18 protein-coding genes are annotated in these 20,594 nt (G+C 70.7%); 10 read left to right on the forward strand and 8 right to left on the reverse strand.

All coding sequences use genetic code 11. The annotated features are described in order from the left end of the window. Nucleotides 1-143: 143 nt before the first annotated feature. Together PV341_RS32120 and PV341_RS32125 are read right to left on the reverse strand one after the other, a co-directional pair. Nucleotides 144-917, reverse strand: coding sequence for a DUF427 domain-containing protein (locus PV341_RS32120; RefSeq protein WP_500330919.1), 774 nt, complete (start codon nucleotides 915-917; stop codon nucleotides 144-146). 963 nt (nucleotides 918-1,880) lie between these two features. Then, nucleotides 1,881-2,636, reverse strand: a complete 756-nt coding sequence (locus PV341_RS32125) for a helix-turn-helix domain-containing protein (RefSeq protein ID WP_500330887.1) — start codon at nucleotides 2,634-2,636, stop codon at nucleotides 1,881-1,883. 240 nt (nucleotides 2,637-2,876) lie between these two features. Between PV341_RS32125 and PV341_RS32130 the strand changes: the two genes are divergently transcribed. After that, nucleotides 2,877-3,542 carry a DUF4097 family beta strand repeat-containing protein gene (locus PV341_RS32130; RefSeq protein WP_500359672.1) on the forward strand — a complete coding sequence of 222 codons (666 nt, stop codon included), beginning with the start codon at nucleotides 2,877-2,879 and terminating at the stop codon, nucleotides 3,540-3,542. 162 nt (nucleotides 3,543-3,704) lie between these two features. Next, complete coding sequence (locus PV341_RS32135; protein WP_500359674.1) at nucleotides 3,705-4,523, forward strand: alpha/beta fold hydrolase; 819 nt, start codon at nucleotides 3,705-3,707, stop codon at nucleotides 4,521-4,523. A 307-nt stretch (nucleotides 4,524-4,830) separates the two neighbouring features. On the opposite strand, the gene PV341_RS32140 is transcribed toward PV341_RS32135, so the two are convergent. From PV341_RS32140 to PV341_RS32165, 6 genes are all read right to left on the reverse strand, one after another. Continuing rightward, the gene (locus PV341_RS32140) at nucleotides 4,831-7,251 is read right to left on the reverse strand and encodes a glycoside hydrolase family 95 protein (RefSeq protein WP_500330892.1); all 2,421 of its coding nucleotides are present in this window, start codon (nucleotides 7,249-7,251) and stop codon (nucleotides 4,831-4,833) included. 117 nt (nucleotides 7,252-7,368) lie between these two features. Further along, a complete protein-coding gene (locus PV341_RS32145; protein ID WP_500330894.1) occupies nucleotides 7,369-8,430 on the reverse strand; it encodes an ABC transporter permease in 1,062 nt (353 codons plus the stop codon). Then, the gene (locus PV341_RS32150) at nucleotides 8,423-9,931 is read right to left on the reverse strand and encodes a sugar ABC transporter ATP-binding protein (RefSeq protein WP_500359675.1); all 1,509 of its coding nucleotides are present in this window, start codon (nucleotides 9,929-9,931) and stop codon (nucleotides 8,423-8,425) included. The genes PV341_RS32145 and PV341_RS32150 overlap by 8 nt, the downstream gene beginning before the upstream one ends. Before the next feature lie 20 nt (nucleotides 9,932-9,951). Beyond that, entirely contained in the window at nucleotides 9,952-11,022 is a 1,071-nt protein-coding gene (locus tag PV341_RS32155; protein ID WP_500359676.1) for a sugar ABC transporter substrate-binding protein, read from the reverse strand. Between the two features lie 88 nt (nucleotides 11,023-11,110). After that, nucleotides 11,111-11,722, reverse strand: a complete 612-nt coding sequence (locus PV341_RS32160) for an SDR family NAD(P)-dependent oxidoreductase (protein ID WP_500330899.1) — start codon at nucleotides 11,720-11,722, stop codon at nucleotides 11,111-11,113. Continuing rightward, a complete protein-coding gene (locus tag PV341_RS32165; protein WP_500359677.1) occupies nucleotides 11,719-13,026 on the reverse strand; it encodes an enolase C-terminal domain-like protein in 1,308 nt (435 codons plus the stop codon). The genes PV341_RS32160 and PV341_RS32165 overlap by 4 nt, the downstream gene beginning before the upstream one ends. 304 nt (nucleotides 13,027-13,330) lie before the next feature. On the opposite strand from PV341_RS32165, the gene PV341_RS32170 reads away from it, so the two are divergent. From PV341_RS32170 to larE, 8 genes are all read left to right on the forward strand, one after another. Beyond that, nucleotides 13,331-14,050: a FadR/GntR family transcriptional regulator gene (locus tag PV341_RS32170; protein WP_500359678.1), complete on the forward strand. Its 720-nt coding sequence runs from the start codon at nucleotides 13,331-13,333 to the stop codon at nucleotides 14,048-14,050. Nucleotides 14,051-14,135: 85 nt separating this feature from the next. Continuing rightward, the gene (locus PV341_RS32175) at nucleotides 14,136-14,390 is read left to right on the forward strand and encodes a hypothetical protein (protein WP_500359680.1); all 255 of its coding nucleotides are present in this window, start codon (nucleotides 14,136-14,138) and stop codon (nucleotides 14,388-14,390) included. A gap of 103 nt (nucleotides 14,391-14,493) precedes the next feature. Continuing rightward, nucleotides 14,494-15,426: an aldo/keto reductase gene (locus PV341_RS32180; RefSeq protein WP_500359681.1), complete on the forward strand. Its 933-nt coding sequence runs from the start codon at nucleotides 14,494-14,496 to the stop codon at nucleotides 15,424-15,426. Further along, nucleotides 15,423-16,370, forward strand: a complete 948-nt coding sequence (locus PV341_RS32185) for an amidohydrolase family protein (RefSeq protein ID WP_500359682.1) — start codon at nucleotides 15,423-15,425, stop codon at nucleotides 16,368-16,370. The genes PV341_RS32180 and PV341_RS32185 overlap by 4 nt, the downstream gene beginning before the upstream one ends. Continuing rightward, the gene (gene larA, locus PV341_RS32190) at nucleotides 16,367-17,647 is read left to right on the forward strand and encodes a nickel-dependent lactate racemase (RefSeq protein ID WP_500359683.1); all 1,281 of its coding nucleotides are present in this window, start codon (nucleotides 16,367-16,369) and stop codon (nucleotides 17,645-17,647) included. The genes PV341_RS32185 and larA overlap by 4 nt, the downstream gene beginning before the upstream one ends. Then, nucleotides 17,644-18,333: a nickel pincer cofactor biosynthesis protein LarB gene (gene larB, locus PV341_RS32195; protein ID WP_500359684.1), complete on the forward strand. Its 690-nt coding sequence runs from the start codon at nucleotides 17,644-17,646 to the stop codon at nucleotides 18,331-18,333. Before larA ends, larB begins: the two co-directional genes overlap by 4 nt. Next, nucleotides 18,330-19,511, forward strand: coding sequence for a nickel pincer cofactor biosynthesis protein LarC (gene larC / locus PV341_RS32200; RefSeq protein WP_500359685.1), 1,182 nt, complete (start codon nucleotides 18,330-18,332; stop codon nucleotides 19,509-19,511). Before larB ends, larC begins: the two co-directional genes overlap by 4 nt. After that, nucleotides 19,501-20,325 (forward strand): ATP-dependent sacrificial sulfur transferase LarE, encoded by an 825-nt coding sequence (gene larE / locus PV341_RS32205; RefSeq protein ID WP_500330916.1) that lies wholly within the window; start codon nucleotides 19,501-19,503, stop codon nucleotides 20,323-20,325. Before larC ends, larE begins: the two co-directional genes overlap by 11 nt. The last annotated feature ends 269 nt before the right edge of the window (nucleotides 20,326-20,594 follow it).

The following is a 20,594-nucleotide window of genomic DNA, read 5'->3' on the forward strand; positions in this document are numbered from 1 at the left end:
GGAGGGGGCCCCACCGCACCCAACACACCAGGCGCCGCGCCCATCCCGGTTTCAGATGGGACCAGGGCCTGCCCTCCCGGCCCGCGCTGGGAACGGGGCACGTGCCGTGTGGGGCGGCCCGGACGACCGGGCCGCCCCAGGGTTCAGGAGGTGGCGGCGGGCCTGGGCAGCAGGACGCCGTCGACGTACAGGTCGACGTGCTCGTTGTAGAACGCGACCAGGCCCGCGATGCGATTGGCCTGAATGGTCGGGAAGTCGTACGCCCAGGCGATGTCCTGCTGCGGGTCACTGTCGCTGTCGAAGGACCAGTAGGCGCTCGTGGTCCCCTTGTAGGGGCATCGCGATACCGTTTCCGAGGCCTTCAGCCGGGCCCAGTCGACGTACATGCGCTCCACGTAGTAGCGGGTCGGCAGGCCGGTCTCGAACAACTTCACGCAATTGGGCGCCTCGGCCAGCACCACCCCGTCCAGCTCGACCCGCACACTGCTGGACGAACGCAGAGCGTCCACCCGCGAATACGGACTCCGCGGGTGGACGAAGACCGGTTCGTCCTCCTCGAACCAGGAGTCCAGCGCCTCCCACTCGAACCGCACCTGGCCGCGCAACGGCCCAGGGGCACCCTCGTCCCACACCCACGCCGCACCCTCGCGGACCTGCGAACCCACCCGCAGCGCGTGCCGGCGTGCGGGACCGGCACCGTGATGCTCCGTGTGATGCTCATCGACGAGCACGCCGTCGACCAGGTCCTCCACCGGGATACTGAACTGCGGGTAGGCCCGCCACTCCCACACGTACAGCGCACGACGCGTATCGAACACCACGCGGCTTCCCACCACGCCCCGGACCCTGCGCGGCACCGGCTCGACATGCCCCACCGGGACAATCAGGCTCGGATGCGCAACACTCTCACTTGCCATAATGCCGACCTCGGTTCTCTCGTTCGTCTTGCATGCATCGCCCCGCGGCAGAGGCTGCCCGTGGTCGAGGTCGAGTCCTGCGCTGGTGACACCGCCTCGCACCTCTCCACATCCCCTACGGTCGCGGAGGCGGACCCGCCCACGGGCGGCGCAGTCGCCCTACCAGGCAAGCAGAAGCCACGCACGTCTTCTCGAGCACAGACCGGCGATGCACGGGAAACGTGACAAGCCCCCGGAGGGGCTGGCTCGAAGCGGGGACCCTGCCGATCCCGCCACCCCGTCCGGCATCCTGGAGCGGTGAGCACACCCGCAACGCCTTCACTCGGTTTGGTTCCCAGCCCTGGAGACACGTCATGGGGGCCAGAGTGGGTCCCGCTCGATGCCTTCCGCGAGCCCACGGTGGTTGAGGAGCTCACCCCGTCTGCCTTCATCCGGGACAACTTCAAGGTCGACGTCAGCCTCAGGATCGGCAATGGCGACTTCTCCGACGCCGCGGCCTCCGTCTGCGTTCTGGATTTTGTCCTCATGCTTCACGCCGCGAGGGTCACGCTCCGCGAGGACGGGCTCGCAGTTTCGAACTGTCCGATCGACAGGGCGAATGGCGCTTCACACGGGGCAAGGAACTCATGGGGTTGCGCACCCGATACGCCACCCGGGAGGGCTGGCGCTTCCGCCCAGCAGAGGGGCGCTGCCCCGCGGGTGAGTTCGACAGCCTGGTGGAGCAGTCACTGAAGGACGCTCTCGCTCTGATTTTCTCGAAGCAACCCGTGACACGACGGAACCCCTATCTGCAGGCACTCGCATGCAGCGGCTTCGACGCTGCCTGAACGAGCCTGTCGTACTGGTGACTGGGCACATTCATCCGTGCGTGCCCGAGCAGTTTCCAGAGAGCCGGGCCGGCTCTGCACGCACGCCTGCCACCGGCTCGCCCGCCGCAGCAGTCCCCGCCGTCGAGAGGGCTGTCTATCCGTGGTCCGGACGCGGGGGGGCGGTCGCGTCGGGGCTGGTGCCGGGCCTGGTGTGGAGGACTTCGCGGGCCTGCTCGGCAGCGCGGGTGATGCTTTCGCTGATGAAGTCCAGGAAACGGGCGATGTTCTCCAGCCGGGCGGCGGCAGGCGTGTCAGCGCCGAGAACGGCAACACCCTGACGAGCGGTCGCCACCAGTTGGTCGTTGGCCCGGGCGCTGGCGATCGTCGCCTGGTAGAACAGCTCGTCATCGACGACATAGCGGTCCCGGCGGCGCTCGTCGCGCTCGCGGCGCACCAGGCTCTGGCTCTCCAGGAACGCGATCGCCTTGGAGATGGACGCCGGGCTGACCTGGAGGCGCTGGGCGAGTTCCGACGCGGTCAGGCTGCCCGCATCGGTGGTGAACAGACACGTCAGCACTCGGGCCGACATCTTGCTCAGCCCTGAACCCATCAGCACGGTGGTGAACGTCTCCTCGTACTCCGCCACCGCCTCCGCATCCCGCCCGTGCGGCTGAAGACCCGGCTGCGCCTCCCGCGCCGAGGCGGGCCTGCGCCGGTGGGCGCGGCGTTCGGTCGCCCGGTGGGCCAGATCGGCGCGGTAGGCGGTGGGGCCGCCGTTGCGCATCACCTCCCGCGTGACCGTCGACGTCGGGCGGTCCAGACGCCGGGCGATCTCGGCGTAGGGGAGGCTGTCGGCCAGTCCCAGCGCGATCTGCTGACGTTCGGTCTGGGTGAGCCTGCCGCCCGGCATCGCGGTCTCCCTCGGTGATCCTGCGTGATGGTCCCTGACGCCCGACACTATAGCGTTCACCCCACAGCCATTGCAATGATCGCAGCGATGGGCGTTGCGTTCTCAACAGAGCCGTTGCAACAGTTTCGTGGCATCTACCTGCATTAACAGGGCTGTTGTGCAACGAACCTGTTGCCACAACTTAGAAAGCAACGTAGCGTTTCCGGTGTCAGAAACCACGAGCGAACACGGGAGACCACGATGCGCACCTTCGACACCCCCGCCCCCATCTCCGCCGTCCTGGACGTCCCCGCCGGACGCATCCAGTTCATCGCCGCCGACCGCACCGACACCACCGTCGAGGTCCTGCCCGCCAACCCCGCCAAGAACAGCGACGTCCAGGCCGCCGAGCAGACCACCGTCACCTACGCGGACGGCGTCCTGCAGATCCGCAGCACCCAGACCGGCAATCGGCTCTTCGGGCCCTCCGGGTCCCTGGAGGTCACCGTCCAGTTGCCCGCCGGCTCCCGCATCCAGGCCAAGGCCGCAAGCGCCGAACTGCGCGGCGTCGGACGCCTCGGCGACATCGACTTCGACGGCGCCTACCGCCAGATCAAGATCGACGAGGCCGCCGGCGTCCGCCTCACCGCCACCGACGGCGACGTCGAGATCGGCCGGCTCACCGGCTCCGCCAAGATCAGCACCCAGCGCGGCGACATCCGCATCACCTCGGCCCTGCGCGGCACCGTCGAGCTGCGCACCCAGTCCGGCGACATCACCATCGCAGCCGCCGCCGGAGTCTCGGCCACCCTGGACGCCGGCACCGGCCACGGCCGCATCAGCAACGCCCTGAAGAACAACGGAACCCCCGACCTCGACATCCAGGCCACCACCCCCCACGGCAACATCACCGCCCGCAGCCTGTAAGCGGCGCAGCACCACCCGGGGGGCAGGCGCCGACCAAGAAGTCCCGCACGGCGGGCCACCAACCCGCCCCCCTCGGGGCCCTGCGACCCACGTCGCGGGCCCCCAATTGGCCACACCCCACGTCCTCACACCACGCCCTCACACCACCAAGGCGGAAGAGACATGACCAAGAACAGCACTCCCCCGGCCGGCTCCGCGTGGAGCGGCATGGTGCCCGTCGACGACAGCGCCCTGGCCGTCACCGACACCGGCGGCCCCGGCACCCCCGTCGTCTACCTCAACGGCCAGTTCGCCACCCAGGGCTACTGGCGCCGGGTCATCACCGAACTGGGCTCCGGGTGGCGGCACATCACCTACGACGAACGCGCCCGCGGCAGAAGATCGAAGCGCTCGGCGGACTACTCCTTCGAAGCCGCCGTCCGTGACGTGGATGCCGTCCTCGCCGCCAGGAACGTGGACCAGGCACTGCTGGTGGGCTGGTCCTACGGAGCAGTCGTCGCCGCCCACTGGGCCCACCGCAACCCCGACCGCAGCCTGGGCGCAGTCCTCGTCGACGGCGCCTTCCCCCACGACTGGCTGGATGAGGCCATGGAACAACGCATCCGCACCTTGTTCCGCCGCATGAGCTGGATCACCCCGCTACTGCGCCCCACCGGTCTGACCCCCCGCATGACCGCCCACCAGATGGCCGACAGCAACATCGAACTCGGCCGGCTCTCCCGCGAACGCGAACTCGGCCCCGTCCTGGACGCCATCACCGTCCCCGTCCGCTACGTCGTCGCCTCCGGAACCTCCCTGGGAAGCCGCGGGGACGAGCAGGAACGCATACGCACCAGCCTCGAGGCCGTCATCACCCGCAACCCCAACATCCGCATCAGTGCGAAGGTCGCCAGCAACCACGGTGCCATCCTCAAGAAGGACGCCCCCGCCATCGCCCACGCCGTACGCGAAGCCGCCGGCCTGAACCGTGCCGAACACTGACCACACCACCACGACAGGGCCGCGACCGGCACCCGGTCACCACGGTGACCGGCCCGCGCGGCGACGACAGCGAAGCAGGCGCGAGCCAGGCGCCTGCTTCGCTGTCCCCCTGCCACAGGTACGTTCGACGCGACGTAGCCGCGGGGGTGTCGGTGTGGGATACGCGGGCGCCTGCGTGATCGGGTCGGCCCTTGCCAGGCACGGCCCCGGCGAGGGCCTGGCGGTCAACCCCCGCACCTGGCACCTCCCTTTCCGCGCCGACGTTTACGCCGCCCACGTGCTCATGAGCGGACGAGAACGGGAATGCTCAGCGAGGCTTGATCACATAGTCGTGGCCTCCCTTGACCTCGAACACGGCGACGGTGCTCTCCGGATGTTCCACATGGTGCCGCGGGGGGTGGCCGGTGGAGCGCACGGTTACCGGAACGGAGGTACGCAGCCGGACGGTGCCGTCGTGCCGCGCCGCAAGGCGGGCGTGGGACAGCGCGCCGTCACGCCAGACGAGATCGACGGTGAGGCCTCCACGGGCGAGCAGGCCTGTGACGCGTCCGTCCGGAAGCTGGGGAGGCAGCGCGGGCAGCAGATGGACCTCGTCGGTGTGCGACTGGAGCAGCCATTCGGTCACGCCCGCCGTGGCACCGAAGTTGCCGTCTATCTGGAACGGCGGGTGGAGGTCGAACAGGTTCGGCGCGGTGCGGTCGGGCGTGAGGAGGTCGCTGAGCAACTTGTAGGAGCGGGCGCCGTCCTCCGCCCGCGCCCAGAAGTTGATCTTCCAGGCGAGGGACCAGCCCGTGCCGGCGTCGCCGCGCATCTCCAGTGTCTTCAGGGCGGCCTGGAAGAGGTCCGGCGTACCGCGCTTGGTGATCTGGTTGCTGGGGTGCAGGCCGTACAGGTGGGAGACATGGCGGTGCTGCCGCTCCGGGGCGCCGGCGTCCCAGTCCTCCTGCCACTCCTGCAACTGCCCCAACACCCCGATCTTCATGGGAGGCAACTGGTCCCGGGCCGCACGCACCCGCTCCGCGTAGGGGCTCGGGGCGTCGAGGGTGTCACAAGCCGCGAGGTAGCCGTCGAAGAGGTCGCGCAGGATCTGGTTGTCCATGGTCGGCCCGGCGCACGCCGACACACCGTTGTGGTGGGCGTTCTCCGGTGACACGGACGGGCAGGTGACGAGGTGTCCCGTACCGGGGTCGCGAACGAGTGAGTCGAGGAAGAAGCGGACCGCTCCCTCGACCACGGGCAGGCGGCGGCGCAAGGCCTCGCGGTCGCCGGTGAAGCGGTAGTGCTCCCAGACGGAGGTCGCCAGCCAGGCGCCGCCGGTGGGCCACATCCCCCAGAAGGCGCCGTCGACGGGCGCGGTCCCGCGCCAGGCGTCCGTGTTGTGGTGCGCCACCCAGCCGTCCGCGCCGTACTGCACCCGCGCCGTCTTCCGCCCGGCCTCGGACAGGTCGTCGAGGAGCGCGAAGATCGGCTCCCAGCACTCCAGGAGGTTGGCGGTGGGGGCGGGCCAGTAGTTCATCTCCGTATTGATGTTGATCGTGTACTTGGAATCCCAGGGCGGCGAGAGCTGGTCGTTCCAGATGCCCTGCAGGTTGGCGGGCTGGGTGCCTGGGCGGGAGGAGGCGATGAGCAGGTAGCGGCCGTACTGGTAGTGCAGCGCGATCAGCTGCGGGTCCTCCGCCCCGGCGAAGGCGGCCACCCGCTGGTCGGTCGGCGCGCCGGCCGCATCGGTGGTGCCGAGGTCGAGCGTGACGCGGCGGAAGAGCGCCCGGTGGTCCCGTTCGTGCCGTGCGCGCAGCTCCGGGTACGGGACGGCGGCAGCGGCGTTCAACGGGTCCTCGGCGCGGGCCCGGTGGTCGCCCGAGGCATCCGTGTAGCCGAGGTAACTGGTGCCCACGGACACCAGCAGGGTCGCCGAATCGGCCCCGGTCACCGTGAGCGTGCCGTTCTCGCTGCGCACGGTGCCGCCGTCGGCGTGGGCCCGGACCAGGGCGCGGAAGCGGACCTGTCCGGTGACTCCCTCGCGGGTCTGCCCGACACCTTCCAGTGCGGCCGTCAGCGGGTCGGGGGAGTCCGTCGCGGCCTGCTGGGGTGTGTCGAAAGCCGCGCTGAAGGACAGTCCGCCACGGCCGCCGGCGGTCAGCCGGACCACGATCACCTGATCACTGTGGCTGGCGAAGACCTCGCGCCGGTACGGGACCCCGCCACGGCTGTACGTCACGGTCGCGACGCCCCTGTCGAGGTCCAGTTCCCGTCGGTAGCCGGTGACGTCGCCGGTGCCCGCGAGGGTGAGGCGCAGGTTTCCGACGGTCTGGTACATCAGCTCGCCGACCGGTATGCCCATGAAGGACGAGTTGATCAGGTTCTGGGCGGAGTTCCATTCCCCGGCGAAGACCCTGCGCCGGATCTCCGCGAGGTTGGCCAGGCCCTGGGGGTTGGCGGGCTCGTAGGGGCCTCCCGCCCACAGCGTGTCCTCGTTGAGCTGGAGTTGCTCGGTGTTCACGCCACCGAACACCATCGCGCCGAGGCGGCCGTTGCCGAGCGGCAGGGCCTCCAGCCATTGTGCGGCGGGCTTGTCGTACCACAGGGAAAGGGGAGACGGCTTGGGGGCGGGGTGCGGCTCCGGTCCCGGAGCGGGATGCGGCGCCGCGGCCGCCTCGGCTGCCGGCAGTCCGGCGGTCAGCGCGGCCGTAGCGGCCGCGGAGGCGACGAGAAAGTCTCTTCGTTCCACGAGGTTGCCATGCCTTTCGGTCGCAGGTGTCCGGGCCGGTCCCGAGGAGTGCACCCCGGAATCGCGGGCGCGGTCCGCACGCGCGGGTGGCTGTCGCCCGGCCCGGTCGGAGGGTTCCTATTCCTGGGCCCTGCCGCCTGTGATGCGGGACAGCGCCAGGGCGATGAGGATGATCGTGCCGTTGAGGGCGCCGATCCACTGCGCGGGGACGCCACCGAGGGTGAGGACGTTCTGGATCATGAACAGGAGCAGGATGCCCGTGAAGGCTCCGAACATGGTGCCCTTGCCGCCGTTGAGGCTGATGCCGCCGATGACCGCCGCCGCGAAGACGGTGAAGATGTAGCCGTTGCCCTGGGCGGAGGCCACCGAGGCGAGGCGCCCCGAGAGCAGCAGGCCGCTCAGCGCCGCCAGCACGCTCGCGGTGACGATGACGGTCCACAGCACACGGTCGGTACGGATGCCCGCCGCTTTCGCCGCGTCGACGTTGCCGCCGATCGCGTACAGGGAGCGGCCGAAGCTGGTGAAGCCGAGCACCACGATGCCGGTGGCGAACAGGAGCAGGCAGATCCACACCGAGGCGGGCATGCCCGCCCACTGGGCGGTGCCGAGGTAGAGCATCGACGGCGGCAGCTGGAAGAACGTCTGGCCACCGGAGATGCCGGTCAGGACACCGCGCAGCACGATCAGCATGCCGAGCGTCACGATGAAGCCGTTGAGACCGAACCGGATGATGAACAAGGCGTTGACCACACCGATCAGCAGACCCACCGCCAAGGTGACCGGCACGGACCACCCGCCGGGCAGCACGCCGATTCCGTGCGTCGCGCCCGCCGGGACGGTGAGCCAGGCCGCGACCCCGGGTGCGATCCCCACGGTGGACTCCAGGGAGAGGTCCATCTTCTTGACGATCAGCACCAGGGTCTGGGCGAGGACCAGCAGCGCGATCTCGGACATGGTCTGCAGGACGTTGATCAGGTTGTCAGCCTGGAGGAACACCGGGTTGACGAGCTGGCCGACGATCGCCATCACGATGATCGCGGGAACGAGCGCCAGGTCGCGCAGTCGTGCGAGAGCGATCCGGTGACCGCTCCTTGTCGCTGCGGCCGGCTGCGCGCTCGAGGCGTCGGGCTGCCCGCCGTCCGGGCTCTTCGCAGCAGCCGCGGTCGCGCTCTCAGACATCGAGGTCCACTCCTTCCATCGCGGCCACGAGCTCGTGGTCGTGCCAGCCACCGGCCCTCTCGGCCACGACACGGCCCTGGAACATCACCAGGACCCGGTCGCATGTGCGCAGGTCGTCGAGTTCGTCGGAGGCGATGAGCACCCCGGTACCGGACTCGGCGATCTCCTCGACCTTGCCGAGGAGGAACTCCTTGGACCGCACGTCCACGCCGGCGGTCGGATTGATCAGCACCAGCACTTTGGGATCGTTGGCCAGGGCCCGGGCCATGACGACCTTCTGCTGGTTGCCTCCCGAGAGCCCGGAGACGGGCAGCTGCGGCCCCGGTGTCTTGATCGCCAGCTTTTCGATCATGGAGCGGGCGTAGGCGTCACGGCGCCGGTTGTCGATGAGACCCCGCGAGCCGAGCCGTTCGGGGATGGTCAGGGTCCCGTTGTCGGCGATGGACATCTCCGGTACGAGCCCCTGGTGGTGACGGTCCTGCGGGACGAACCCCACACCCGCCGCCAGCGCGGCGGGGACGCTGCCCGGCCGTGGCCGGATCCCCGCGATCCTGACCGTTCCCGTCTCGGCGGCCCGGAGTCCGACGACCGTCTCCGCCACCTCCGTACGGCCGCTGCCGGCCGCACCTGCGAGACCGACGATCTCCCCGCCCCGGATCCGGAAGGACACGTCACGGTACGTTCCCTGAACAGCCGCGCCTTCCACCGCGAGCACGGTCGGCGACCCGGAGTCCACGGGCTGACGGCGCATTGCAGCACCCCTGTCCGCGCTCTCACCCGTCATGGCGGCCACGAGCTCGGCACGGGGCAGTTCGGCCACGGGGGCGGTCAGGATGTGCCGGGCGTCGCGCAGCACCGTCACCGTGTCGCAGATTTCGTAGACCTCCTGCAAGTGGTGGCTGATGAACAGGAAGGTGATGCCTTGGCGCTGGAGGTCCCGGATCCGCGCGAACAGCCGGTTGATGGCGGATCCGTCGAGTTGCGCGGTGGGCTCGTCGAGGATGATGAAGCGTGCGCCGAACGACAGCGCCCGGGCGATCTCCACGAACTGCCGCTGTTCTATGCTGAGTTCGCCGGCAGAGGTGCGCACGTCCACGTCGACCGACCAGGTCTGCAGGACCTCGCGTGCCCTGTCACGGACCGTGCGCCAGCTGATCAGGCCACCCCGTCCCCGGCCGTGCCGGTTCAGGAAGAGGTTCTCCGCGACCGTCAGCTGGGGGATGACGGTGGACTTCTGGTAGACGCATGCCACCCGCTTGCGCCAGGCATCCCGGTCGGCGAGCCGGGGGGCCGGCACCCCGTCGAAGGCCACCGTCCCCTCGTCCGGTGCCTGAAGGCCGGTGAGGACGGAGACGAGGGTGGACTTGCCCGCCCCGTTGCGGCCCACGAGCGCGTGCGTCTCGCCGGGCATGATCGTGATCCTGGCGTCGTGCAGCGCGACCGTGGGCCCGAACCGCTTCGTCAGCCCTGCCGCCTGGACGACGGGAAGAGCCGTGACCATGGTGTGTACCGTCCTTCCGGTCAGCCGAGGTTGTTGCCCCACAGGGACGGGTCGTCGCTCTTGAGACTGGGAACCCCGCCGTAAGTGCCGCCGTCCACGGTCACGAGCGGGGCGGAGAGCTGGTCCTCCAGCAGGCCGTCGCGGACCTGGATGATCGTGCTGTCGTGGTCGGTCTCGCCGGGCCGGAACGTCTTGCCCTCGATCGCCGCCTTGAGGTAGTAGAGGGCGTACTTGGCGTAGAGGTCGGCGGGCTGGGAGACGGTGGCGTCGATCTTCCCCTCGGCGATGTTTTTGAGCTCCTCGGGGATTCCGTCGTTGGAGACGATGAAGACGTGCTTCTTGTCCTCGGGGCCGACCAGCAGGCTCTTCTGCTTGAGCACCTGGAGGGTGCCGGCGAGCGCGAAGCTGGACTGCATGTAGACACCCTTGATGTCGGGGTGCGCGGTCAGGTCGGTCTGGAGCTTCTGCGCCGCGACCGCCCCGTCCCAGTTGGTGGCTTCACCGAGGACCTTGATGGCGGGGTAGTTCTTCTTCATGCACGCGTTGAAGGCCTCGGTGCGGTCTCGGCCGTTGATCGACGCGAGGTCGCCCTGGAGCATGACGACCTTGCCCTTGCCCCCCAGCTTGGTGCCGAGGAACTGGCAGGCCTTCTCGCCGTAGGCGCGGTTGTCGGCGCGGACCACCATGTAGACGTTGCCGGTGTCCGGTCGGGTGTCCACCGTGACGACCGGGATCTTCTTCGCCTCCATCTGCGCCAGGGTCGGCGCGATGGCCGCGGTGTCCTGAGGCGCCATCGCGACACCCTTGACGCCCTGACTGATGAAGGTCTGCGCATTGGCGGTGAGCTTGGCGACGTCGTTCTGCGAGTTGGTGGTCTTCAGGTCCAGCCCGAGTTCCTTCGCGAACTCGGGGGTGTACTTGATGTACGAGTTCCAGAAGTCGGTGTCGGAGCGCGGGTAGTCGACCCCAATCACCGTCGAACCGCCGCCCGTGCCCGACGCGGGTCCGGAGTCGCCGCAGGCGGTGAGGGCGAAGGCGGTCAGGGCGGCGAGGCCGCCGAAGCATGCGTGCCGGGTGAATCTGAGCTTCATTGCTCGTTCTCCTTGCCGGTGGGTCGCGAGGGCGGGCTGTACGGAGGCGGGTGTGGGGGCCTGCCGGAGTCCAGGGAAGGGGCCAGGGTCAGGCGCGCGGGCGGATCCGCGGGCCTTCCATGCCTCCGTCGACGGCGAGGGCCGTGCCGGTGGTCGAGCCGGACGACGGGCTCGCGAGGTGGACGACGGCGGCGGCGACCTCGTCCGCAGAGGCGAGGGGGCCCATGGGCTGGCGTGCGCAGAGCGCAGCGCGTTCGGCTTCGGGGGCGGCCGCGCGATCGAGAAGGCGCCCGATCCACGGTGCGTCGGCGGTGCCGGGGTTGACGCAGTTCTCGCGGATGCCGGAGTGCACGAGGTCGGCAGCGGTCGCACGGGGCAGGGCGAGCACGGCACTCTTCGTCGCGGAGTACGGTGCCCGGTCGGGCAGTCCGGCGGTGGCGGCGACGGAACAGGTGTTGACGACCAGGACGTCGATGCCGTCGAGCAACCGCGCCACCTCGTCCACGGCTGCCCGGACGCTCGCGCCGTCGGCGACGTCCGCGCGGATGCCGATGAGGGGTTCGGGGACATCGTCCGGGATGAGGTCGAGGCAGGCGACCCTGGCCCCGCGCACCGCCGGAAGCCGAGCGGTGGCCGGCCCGATGCCGGAGACGCCACCGGTCACGAGCGCCTTCAGGCCCGCGAACTCGGGGGGGCTCATCCGCCGGCCTCCCCACCCCACACGGGGCCGTCGGGATAGCGGTGGTCCTCCAGGGACCGCGGGTGCAGCTCGGCGCCGATGCCGGGCGAGACCGGCGCCAGGTAGCGGCCGTCGCGGATGCGGACCGGGTCCGTGAAGTGCTCGTGCAGATGGTCGACGTACTCGATGACCCGGTCCTCGGTGGTGCCGCTGACGGCGACGTAGTCGAACATCGCCAGATGCTGCACCATCTCGCACAGCCCGACCCCGCCGGCGTGCGGGCAGACCGGGACGTCGAACTTGGCGGCCAGCAGCAGGACGGCGACGTTCTCGGTGACCCCGGCGGTGCGGCTGGCGTCGAGCTGCAGCACGTCGAGCGCGCCCGCCTGGAGCAGCTGCTTGAACATGACCTGGTTGTGGGTGTGTTCTCCGGTGGCGACCTTGACCGGCGCCAGCGCCCTGCGGATGGCGGCATGGCCGAGGATGTCGTCCGGGGAAGTGGGCTCCTCGATCCAGTACGGGTCGTAGGGCGTGAGCGACGCCATCCAGTCGATCGCCTGCTGGACGCCCCACGCCTGGTTGGCGTCGACGGCGATCCTGACGTCCGGGCCGACCGCCTCGCGCGCCAGCCGCATGCGGCGTTCGTCCGCCTCGCGATCGGCGCCGACCTTCAGCTTGATCTGGCCGAAGCCCTCGGCGACCGCCTCCTTGGCCAGTCGCACCAGCTTCTCGTCGTCGTAACCCAACCAGCCCGGGGTCGTGGTGTACGCCGGGTAGCCGTGCTCCAGCAGGTGCGCGGTGCGCTGGGCGCGGCCGGGCTCGGCGCGCCGCAGGATCTCCAGCGCCTCGTCACGGGTGAGGGCGTCCTGGAGGTAGCGGAAGTCGACGAGGTCGACCAACTGCTCCGGGGAGAACTCGGCCAGCAGTCGCCAGACCGGCTTTCCGGTACGGCGCCCGTACAGGTCCCAGACGGCGTTGACGATGGCCGCGGTGGCCATGTGGATGGCCCCCTTCTCCGGCCCCAGCCAGCGCAGTTGGCTGTCGCCGGTCAGCCGCCGTGAGAAGCCGCCGAGATCGGCCAGCACCTCTTCCACCGGCAGTCCGACGACCAGTGGCGCCAGGGCCCGTACGGCGGCGACCTCGACGTCGTTGCCGCGGCCCACGGTGAAGGCGAGTCCGTATCCCTCGTCCCCGGCACTCGTACGGACCGTCACATAGGCGGCCGAGTAGTCGGGCTCGGGATTCATGGCGTCGGAACCGTCGAGGTCCCGCGAGGTGGGGAACCGTACGTCGACCGCCTCGACCGCGGTGATCAGCTCAGTCATCGCTTCCGGCGCCTCCGGCTCGGAGGCTCCGTCGCACTCCCCGCATCATGGCAACCACCCGTCCTCATGTCTCAACGAGATGTTCTCTTCGTTACGACCAGCCTCGGACATTGGATGGATTTATAGGGTCGACTCGCATCGCTGTCCATACCCCCGGCAGGCAAAGGATTCCGAGATGCCTCTGACCTGCAGATGTGCGACAGGCTCACACCCGGGCACGAGTCCGGGTCATCCCATCTATTCCGCAGCGATGGGATGTATTGCTACGCTGCCGCCGCTTGAGCGACGAGCAGGGAGCAGACGGATGTCTTTGACCGACAAGGCGATCGACCGCATCAGGGACCTCATCCACTCAGGCGAGCTGCGCCCGGGCGCCAAACTGCCGCCGGAGCAGCAGCTGGCAGCCGAGCTGGGCCTGTCCCGCAACCTCATGCGGGAAGCGGTGAAAGCGCTGGTCGTCGCACGGGTGTTGGAGATCCGCCGGGGCGACGGGACCTATGTGACCAGTCTGGAACCCGAGTTGCTGCTGAGCAGCATCGGTTCGGCGGTGGAGTTGCTGCGTGGCGACACCCTGCTGGAGCTCACCGAGGTGCGCCGGCTGTTCGAACCGATCGCCACGGGGCTCGCCGCCACGCGGATCTCGGCCGCGGGGCTGCGGGAGGTCGAACGGCATCTGGAGGCGATGCGGGCGGCCCGGGACGACGTGGAGCGCCTCAACGAACACGACGCCGCTTTCCATCGTGCCGTCGTCGCAGCCACCGGCAACGCCACCCTCACCACCCTGCTGGAGGGGATCTCCGGGCGGACGCTGCGGGCCCGTGTCTGGCGTGGTCTGGTCGATGACGACGCCGCGGGAAGGACGGTCGCCGAACACGAGGCGATCCACCGGGCACTGGCCGCCGGTGACGCTCCCTTGGCCCAGGCAGCCGCCCTCCTGCACGTCAGCAACACCGAACAGTGGCTGCGCGAGCATCTGGAACCGAACCTCGGCGTCCGGGGCGACGTCACGGACGGCCGGCAGTGACCCCGCACACCATCGTCCGCTCCGTGGCCGGCCCGAGGCCCGGCCGGCCACTGGCGAGCACGCATCATCAGCGAGGAGCACCCCGATGAGATTCCTGCGCGTCGGCCCCGCGGGCTTCGAGCGTCCCACCGCCCTCGGCGCCGAAGGAGCCGCCTACGGCCACGAGATGGAACTCTCGGTGGTCATCAGCCGGACCGCCCGTTGCCTGGGCTCCCCTGACGCCGCGGCCGGCGTGATCGCTGGTCGCGCCATCGCCGACGTCGTGAGCGAAAGCTCCTTCCGGCACGAGCGGGCGGGCCGGGGTCCGAGGTGCGACTGTGGGGCGGCGGCGTCGAAGTGACGATCGACCGGCTCGGCCGTCAGCGGCACGTCCTCGGGCAAACCTGATGTCCTCCGCGATCCGACCGTGGTACGCCGAACGGGTGCCTCTGGGACGCTCCGGCGTGAGCGTCAGCCGCGTCGGGCTCGGCACCGCGCCGCTGGGCGGCCTCTTCTCCGCTGTCGGCGGCCGGCAGGCCGCCGAGACGCTGGAGGCCGCCTGGGCGGCCGGGATCCGGTACTTCGACACCGCCCCGCACTACGGTGCCGGGCTCGCCGAGCAGCGGCTCGGCGCGTTCCTCTCCGGGGCCGGGCACCCGCGCGCGGAGATCACGGTGTCCACCAAGGTCGGCCGCCTGCTCGTGCCGGGCGAACCGGCCCCGGGGGACGAGGCCTTCCACGGCGCACCCGGCCTCGTCAGGGTCCGCGACTACAGTGCCGAAGGCGTCTACCGCTCACTCGTCGAAAGCCTGGGGCGCTCCGGTCTCGACGCCTTCGACGTCGTCTTCATCCACGACCCGGACGACTGCTGGGAGCAGGCCGTCACCGGTGCCTACCCGGCGCTGGCCCGGTTGCGCGACGAGGGAGTCGTCCGGGCGATCGGCGCGGGCATGAACCAGACGGCGATGCTCACCCGCTTCGTCACCGAGACCGACCTCGACTGCGTGCTCGTGGCCGGCCGCTACTCACTGCTGGACCGCAGCGCGGCCGACGAACTGCTGCCCGCATGCGCCGAACGCGAGGTGGGCGTCCTGGTCGGTGGTGTCTTCAACAGCGGCATCCTCGCGAACCTCGCTCCGGACGCCATGTACGACTACGCGCCGGCTCCGGAAGCGGTCCTCCGCCACGCCCGCGCCCTCGGTGAGCGCTGCGCCGAATACGGTGTCCCGCTTGCCGCAGCTGCCCTGCGGTTCCCGCTGCGCCACCCGGCTGTCACCGGTGTCGTCGTCGGGGCGCGCAGCGCACAGGAGATCACCGTGAACGCCGCGCACGCCTCGACGACGATCCCCGAAGAGCTGTGGCCGGAGCTCGACGTCCTGGAAGCGGAGGAACGATGAGCAGGATCGACGCACACCACCACGTCTGGCGGCCGGCACCGGCACCGGCCCCGTCCCCCTCCCCCACCGACGGCCCAGGTCCACAGCGCCGTGTGCACGCGTGGCTCGACGAACCCGACATGACCCCGGTGCGGCGGGACTTCACCCTGGAAGACCTGTCGCCGCTTGCCCTGGCAGCGGGCATCGACCGTACGATCCTGGTCCAGGTACTGCCCGACACCGACGAGACCGCGGACTTCCTGGCCCTGGCCTCCACGGGTGAGACGGTCGCCGGTGTCGTGGGCTGGCTCGACCTCACGTCGGACTGCCTCCCGCGCACGCTGGACGCCCTACGGGCGGCGCCAGGCGGCGAACTCCTCGTGGCCACCAGGCACCTGGTGCAGGACGAGCGGGATCCCCGCTGGCTGAACCGGCCGGAGGTGCAGCGGGGTCTGCGCGTGGTCGCGCAGGCGAACCTCTCCTACGACCTGCTCGTCCTTCCGCATCAACTGCCATCGGCCATCGCCGCCGTCCGGACGTTGCCGGAACTCACCTTCGTCCTCGACCATCTGGCAAAGCCCCCCATCGCCGCCGGTGAACTGCAGCCCTGGACCTCGCTGATCCGCGAACTGGCGGCACTCCCCAACGTTTTCTGCAAGCTGTCCGGCCTGGTCACCGAGGCTGACCGGCACCGCTGGAGCGTGGCGAACTTGCGTCCCTACGCCGACGTGGTGCTCGACGCGTTCGGCCCCGAGCGGGTGATGTTCGGCTCGGACTGGCCGGTGTGCCTGCTGGCCGCCTCGTACGAGGAGGTCGTCGGCGCGGCGGAGGCACTGACGGACGGCCTCACCGAGGCCGAGCGATCCCACGTCTTCCGCGCGACGGCGGAACGCGCCTATCGCCTGCACGAGCGACACCGTCGAGGGCGGGCCGAGGACGCAGAGGCCGTGGAGGCCGTCCGGTGAAAGTACGCCTCGCCTACGGGCAGTCAGGGCTCGACATCGACGTCGATCCGCACAGGACCACCGTCGTCGAGCCTGTCCACCACGCGGCGGCCCGGAACCCGGCGGCCGTCCTGCGCGCGGCCCTGCGCGAGCCGGTCGCCGGACCCCCGTTGTCCGAGAGGGTGCGCCCGGGGCAGACGGTGGCCATCTCGGCCTGCGACGGCACCCGGCCGCAGCCCAGGCGCCCGATGATCCAGGCCGTGCTGGACGAGCTGGACGGCGTCGTCCGCAGGGAGGACGTGGTGATCCTCGTGGCGACGGGCACCCACCGCGGCAACGACGCGCCCGAGCTCCGGACGATGTTCGGCGACGAGATCGCGGACACGGTGAGGATCGTCAACCACGACGCCCGCGACGCCGCTCAGCTGACGTGGATGGGCAGGTACGGCAACGGCGTGCCGGTGTGGCTCAACCGGGAGTGGGTGCAGGCGGACGTCCGGATCACCACCGGCTTCGTCGAACCCCACTTCTTCGCCGGCTTCTCCGGTGGCCCGAAGCTCGTCGCCCCCGGCCTGGCGGGCCTCGAGACCGTGCTCGTGCTGCACGACGCGGCCCGGATCGGCGATCCACGCGCCACCTGGGGCATCACCCACGGAAACCCGGTTCACGACGACGTGCGCGCCATCGCGGAGGCCACGGGCGTCACCTTCGCGTTCGACGTGGTGCTCAACCGCGACAAGGACGTCGTCGCGGCGTTCGGCGGCGATCTGCTGCCGATGCACGCCGCCGCGACGGCCGCGGCCGCACGCATGGCGATGCGCCCGGTACAGGCAGCGTTCGACGTCGTCGTCACCACCAACTCCGGCTTCCCGCTGGACCAGAACCTGTACCAGGCGGTCAAGGGGATGTCGGCGGCCCACCAGGTGGTCCGCCCCGGAGGGACGATCGTGTGCGCGGCCGAGTGCCGTGACGGTTTCCCCGACCACGGCTCCTACCGGCGGGTCCTGGCCTCGGCCCCGTCCCCGCAGGCGCTCATGACCGAGATCTCCGCGCGCACCGAGACGGTTCCGGACCAGTGGCAGGTGCAGATCCAGGCCCGCATCCAGTCGGGCAGTCAGGTCATCATGCACACCTCCTTCCTCAGTGACGACGAGCTGGCCGCAGCCCACCTGCGGCAGACCCGGGACATCTCCGCCACCGTCGCCGAAGCGCTGGCCGCCGCGGGGCCGGAGGCCCGCCTGTGCGTCCTGCCGGAAGGTCCGCAGACCATCCCGTACGTCGAAGGGAGCCGGTCGTGAACGACGTACTGGACCTGGGATACGCACGAGTCGACATCGGTCGCGAGGCACGGCAGGGACTGCCCGAGGTCGTGTACGGCCCCGGCAAGACCGTGGAGCAGATCGCCGGCATCGTCACCGGCCTCCTGGAGCACAACACCGGGCCCGTCCTGGTCACCCGCGTCGCCCCGGACACCGCGGCGGCCGTCCAGGAGCAGGTGCACGGCGGGTCGTACGACGAGGAGGCCCGTCTGCTGCGCTGGCGACCGGCCGCCGCCTCGGGCTTCTCCGTCGTGGTGGCCGCCGCCGGGACGTCCGACCGGCCGGTGGCCGCCGAAGCCACCGCTGTGGCCACGGCCGTCGGGCTGGACACGACGGCCGTGCACGACGTGGGCGTCGCGGGACTCGAACGCGTGCTGCAGGTCCGCGGTCTGCTGCGGTCCGCGGACGCGGTGATCGTCGTGGCGGGCATGGAGGGCGCCCTCGCCAGTGTCGTCGGCGGTCTGGTGGCCGGCCCCGTCGTGGCGGTGCCGGTCTCCACCGGCTACGGCGCCTCGCTGGACGGGGTGACCGCGCTGCTCGCCATGCACGCCTCCTGCGCCGCCGGCGTGACCGTGGTCAACATCGACTCCGGGTTCTCGGCGGCCATGGCCGTGCACCGCATCGCCCGGTCCCGCGGCACGGCGGATCCCGGAGGCGCCAGGTGATCTGCTGGATCAACCCGTTCACCGGACTGGCCGGGGACATGCTGCTGGGTGCCCTGATCGACGCGGGGGCACCGCTCGACCGGATCCGGTCCGCCGTCTCCGCCACCGGGCTGACCGGCTGGGACCTGACGGCCGAACGCGTCACCGACCACGGACTGGCCGCCACCCGCGCACGCGTGGAGGTCACCGATCCGTGCACCGAGCGGCGCGCCGCCAAGGTGATCGAGATGGCCTCCCGGGCCGCTCCCCGGCCCGTCGCGACCCTCGCCGTCGCCGCCCTCACAGCCATCGCCGAGGTGGAGGGGAGACTGCACGACGCCGACCCCGCCACCGTCCACCTGCACGAACTCGGCGGTCACGACGCCCTCGTGGACATCGTCGGCAGCGCCGCGGCCCTGCACGCCCTCGGCGTCACCGACGTCATCAGCTCGCCCCTGCCGCTCGGCCGCGGCGAGGTGAACTCGGCGCACGGCGTCCTGCCCTGCCCGGCGCCGGCCACCCTCGCCCTGCTGACCGGAGCGGCCGTCAGGGGCTGCGACCTTCCCGGGGAGACGGTGACACCCACGGGCGCCGCACTCCTGCGCGCCGTCCGCGCCCGCTACGGCCCGCCGCCCCCCATGACACTGGGCGCCACCGGCTACGGAGCGGGGTCCCGCCGCCTGCCCGACCGGCCCAACCTCGTCTCCGTCACCCTCGGCGACCCCGTCCCGACCACGGCGAACGAGGAGGTCGTCGTCCTGGAGACCAACCTCGACGACGTCACCGGAGAACTCCTCGGGCACCTCATCACCCGCCTTCTGGACGCCGGTGCCCTTGACGCCTGGACGACCGCCGCAGTGATGAAGAAGGGCAGGCCCGCGCAGGTCCTGCACCTCCTCACCACCGCGCACCACGAAGGACGGCTGCGCGACATGGTCCTGGCCGAGACCGGTGCCCTCGGCATCCGGCGGATCAGCGCGACCCGCACCGCGCTGCCGCGCGCCTTCGAGACCGTCGACGTCGACGGACACGCCATCCGGGTCAAACACGGTCCGTACGCGGCCAAACCCGAGCACGACGACGTGGTGGCCGCGGCCACGGCGCTGGGTCTGCCCCTGCGCGCCGTCGCCGCGCGCGCACTGCGCCTGAGCCGAGGAGGGGCGACGCTGACGAGCCAGGAGGAAGACCGTGCACAGTGACGACACCCTTGAGCGCCGGCTGCTGAACCGCGTGCGCGCGCTCGGCGGTTCCCTCGCCGTCGCCTACTCGGGCGGCGCCGACTCCGCCCTGGTCCTCGCCGCGGCCGCACGGGCGCTCGGTCCCGAGCGCGTCCTGGCCGTCACCGCCGTCTCGGAGAGCCTGGCCGACGGTGAGCTGTCCCGCGCGCGGCGACTCCCCGACGACCTCGGGATCATCCATCTCACGCCGCGCACCCACGAGTTGACCCGGCCCGGATACCGGGCCAACGGGCCCGACCGCTGCTACTTCTGCAAGTCCGAGGTGCTGGACACCATCACCGCGCTCGCACACGAGCACGGCGTCGACGCCGTGGCCACAGGCACCAATGCCGACGACGCATCCGATCCCCACCGTCCGGGCATCCGCGCCGGGCGGGAACGCGGCATCCGGACACCGCTCCTCGACGCAGGCCTGACGAAGGCGGACGTACGCCGCCTCAGCAAACACTGGTCACTGCCCACCTGGGACAAACCCGCGACCCCCTGCCTCGCCAGCCGCGTCCGCTACGGCATCGAGGTCACCTCCCACCGCCTGGCCCGCATCGATCGTGCGGAGAGGGCCGTTCGGGCGCTGACGACCGAGGCCGGGGTGGACGTGCGGGACCTCCGCGTCCGCGACCTCGGGGACCGCACCCGCATCGAGGCGGACCCGCCCCTCGTCGCCCGCATCGCGGCATTGCCGGGGCTCGCCCGAGCGCTCACAGAAGCGGGCTTCGCCGACCTGCCCTACCAGGTCGAACCGTTTCGCTCGGGCCGGCTCAACTCCGAGGTCTGACCCCAGGCCCCGTGGCCGCACCCTTCAGGAGGCGTGTCGTACGCGGGCCACCCGCTCGCCTCGCCCTCGACCCACCGCGTGCATCCCTGGGTGGGCCCGACCGCCACTCGGCCTCCTCTCGAACGGCAGCGACCTGGCCTGCTCTGGGAGCTCCGACAGCACGCACTGGTGCACCGGCGCGGTGTCGGCTCGCGGACTAGCCGGCCGGCCAGTGCGGCCAGGTCGGGGCGTAGCCGCACCACTGCTCCGGGCAACCGACGCGGTAGGCC

It is taken from the genome of Streptomyces sp. PA03-1a (assembly GCF_033792805.1).
Classification (GTDB): domain Bacteria; phylum Actinomycetota; class Actinomycetes; order Streptomycetales; family Streptomycetaceae; genus Actinacidiphila.

Coding starts and splice junctions, on each gene's coding strand:
- PV341_RS32120 (WP_500330919.1), bottom strand. CDS start 917: ATGGCAAGTGAGAGTGTTGCGCATCCGAGCCTGATTGTCCCGGTGGGG.
- PV341_RS32125 (WP_500330887.1), bottom strand. CDS start 2,636: ATGCCGGGCGGCAGGCTCACCCAGACCGAACGTCAGCAGATCGCGCTG.
- PV341_RS32130 (WP_500359672.1), top strand. CDS start 2,877: ATGCGCACCTTCGACACCCCCGCCCCCATCTCCGCCGTCCTGGACGTC.
- PV341_RS32135 (WP_500359674.1), top strand. CDS start 3,705: ATGACCAAGAACAGCACTCCCCCGGCCGGCTCCGCGTGGAGCGGCATG.
- PV341_RS32145 (WP_500330894.1), bottom strand. CDS start 8,430: ATGTCTGAGAGCGCGACCGCGGCTGCTGCGAAGAGCCCGGACGGCGGG.
- PV341_RS32150 (WP_500359675.1), bottom strand. CDS start 9,931: ATGGTCACGGCTCTTCCCGTCGTCCAGGCGGCAGGGCTGACGAAGCGG.
- PV341_RS32155 (WP_500359676.1), bottom strand. CDS start 11,022: ATGAAGCTCAGATTCACCCGGCACGCATGCTTCGGCGGCCTCGCCGCC.
- PV341_RS32160 (WP_500330899.1), bottom strand. CDS start 11,722: ATGAGCCCCCCCGAGTTCGCGGGCCTGAAGGCGCTCGTGACCGGTGGC.
- PV341_RS32165 (WP_500359677.1), bottom strand. CDS start 13,026: ATGACTGAGCTGATCACCGCGGTCGAGGCGGTCGACGTACGGTTCCCC.
- PV341_RS32170 (WP_500359678.1), top strand. CDS start 13,331: ATGTCTTTGACCGACAAGGCGATCGACCGCATCAGGGACCTCATCCAC.
- PV341_RS32175 (WP_500359680.1), top strand. CDS start 14,136: ATGAGATTCCTGCGCGTCGGCCCCGCGGGCTTCGAGCGTCCCACCGCC.
- PV341_RS32185 (WP_500359682.1), top strand. CDS start 15,423: ATGAGCAGGATCGACGCACACCACCACGTCTGGCGGCCGGCACCGGCA.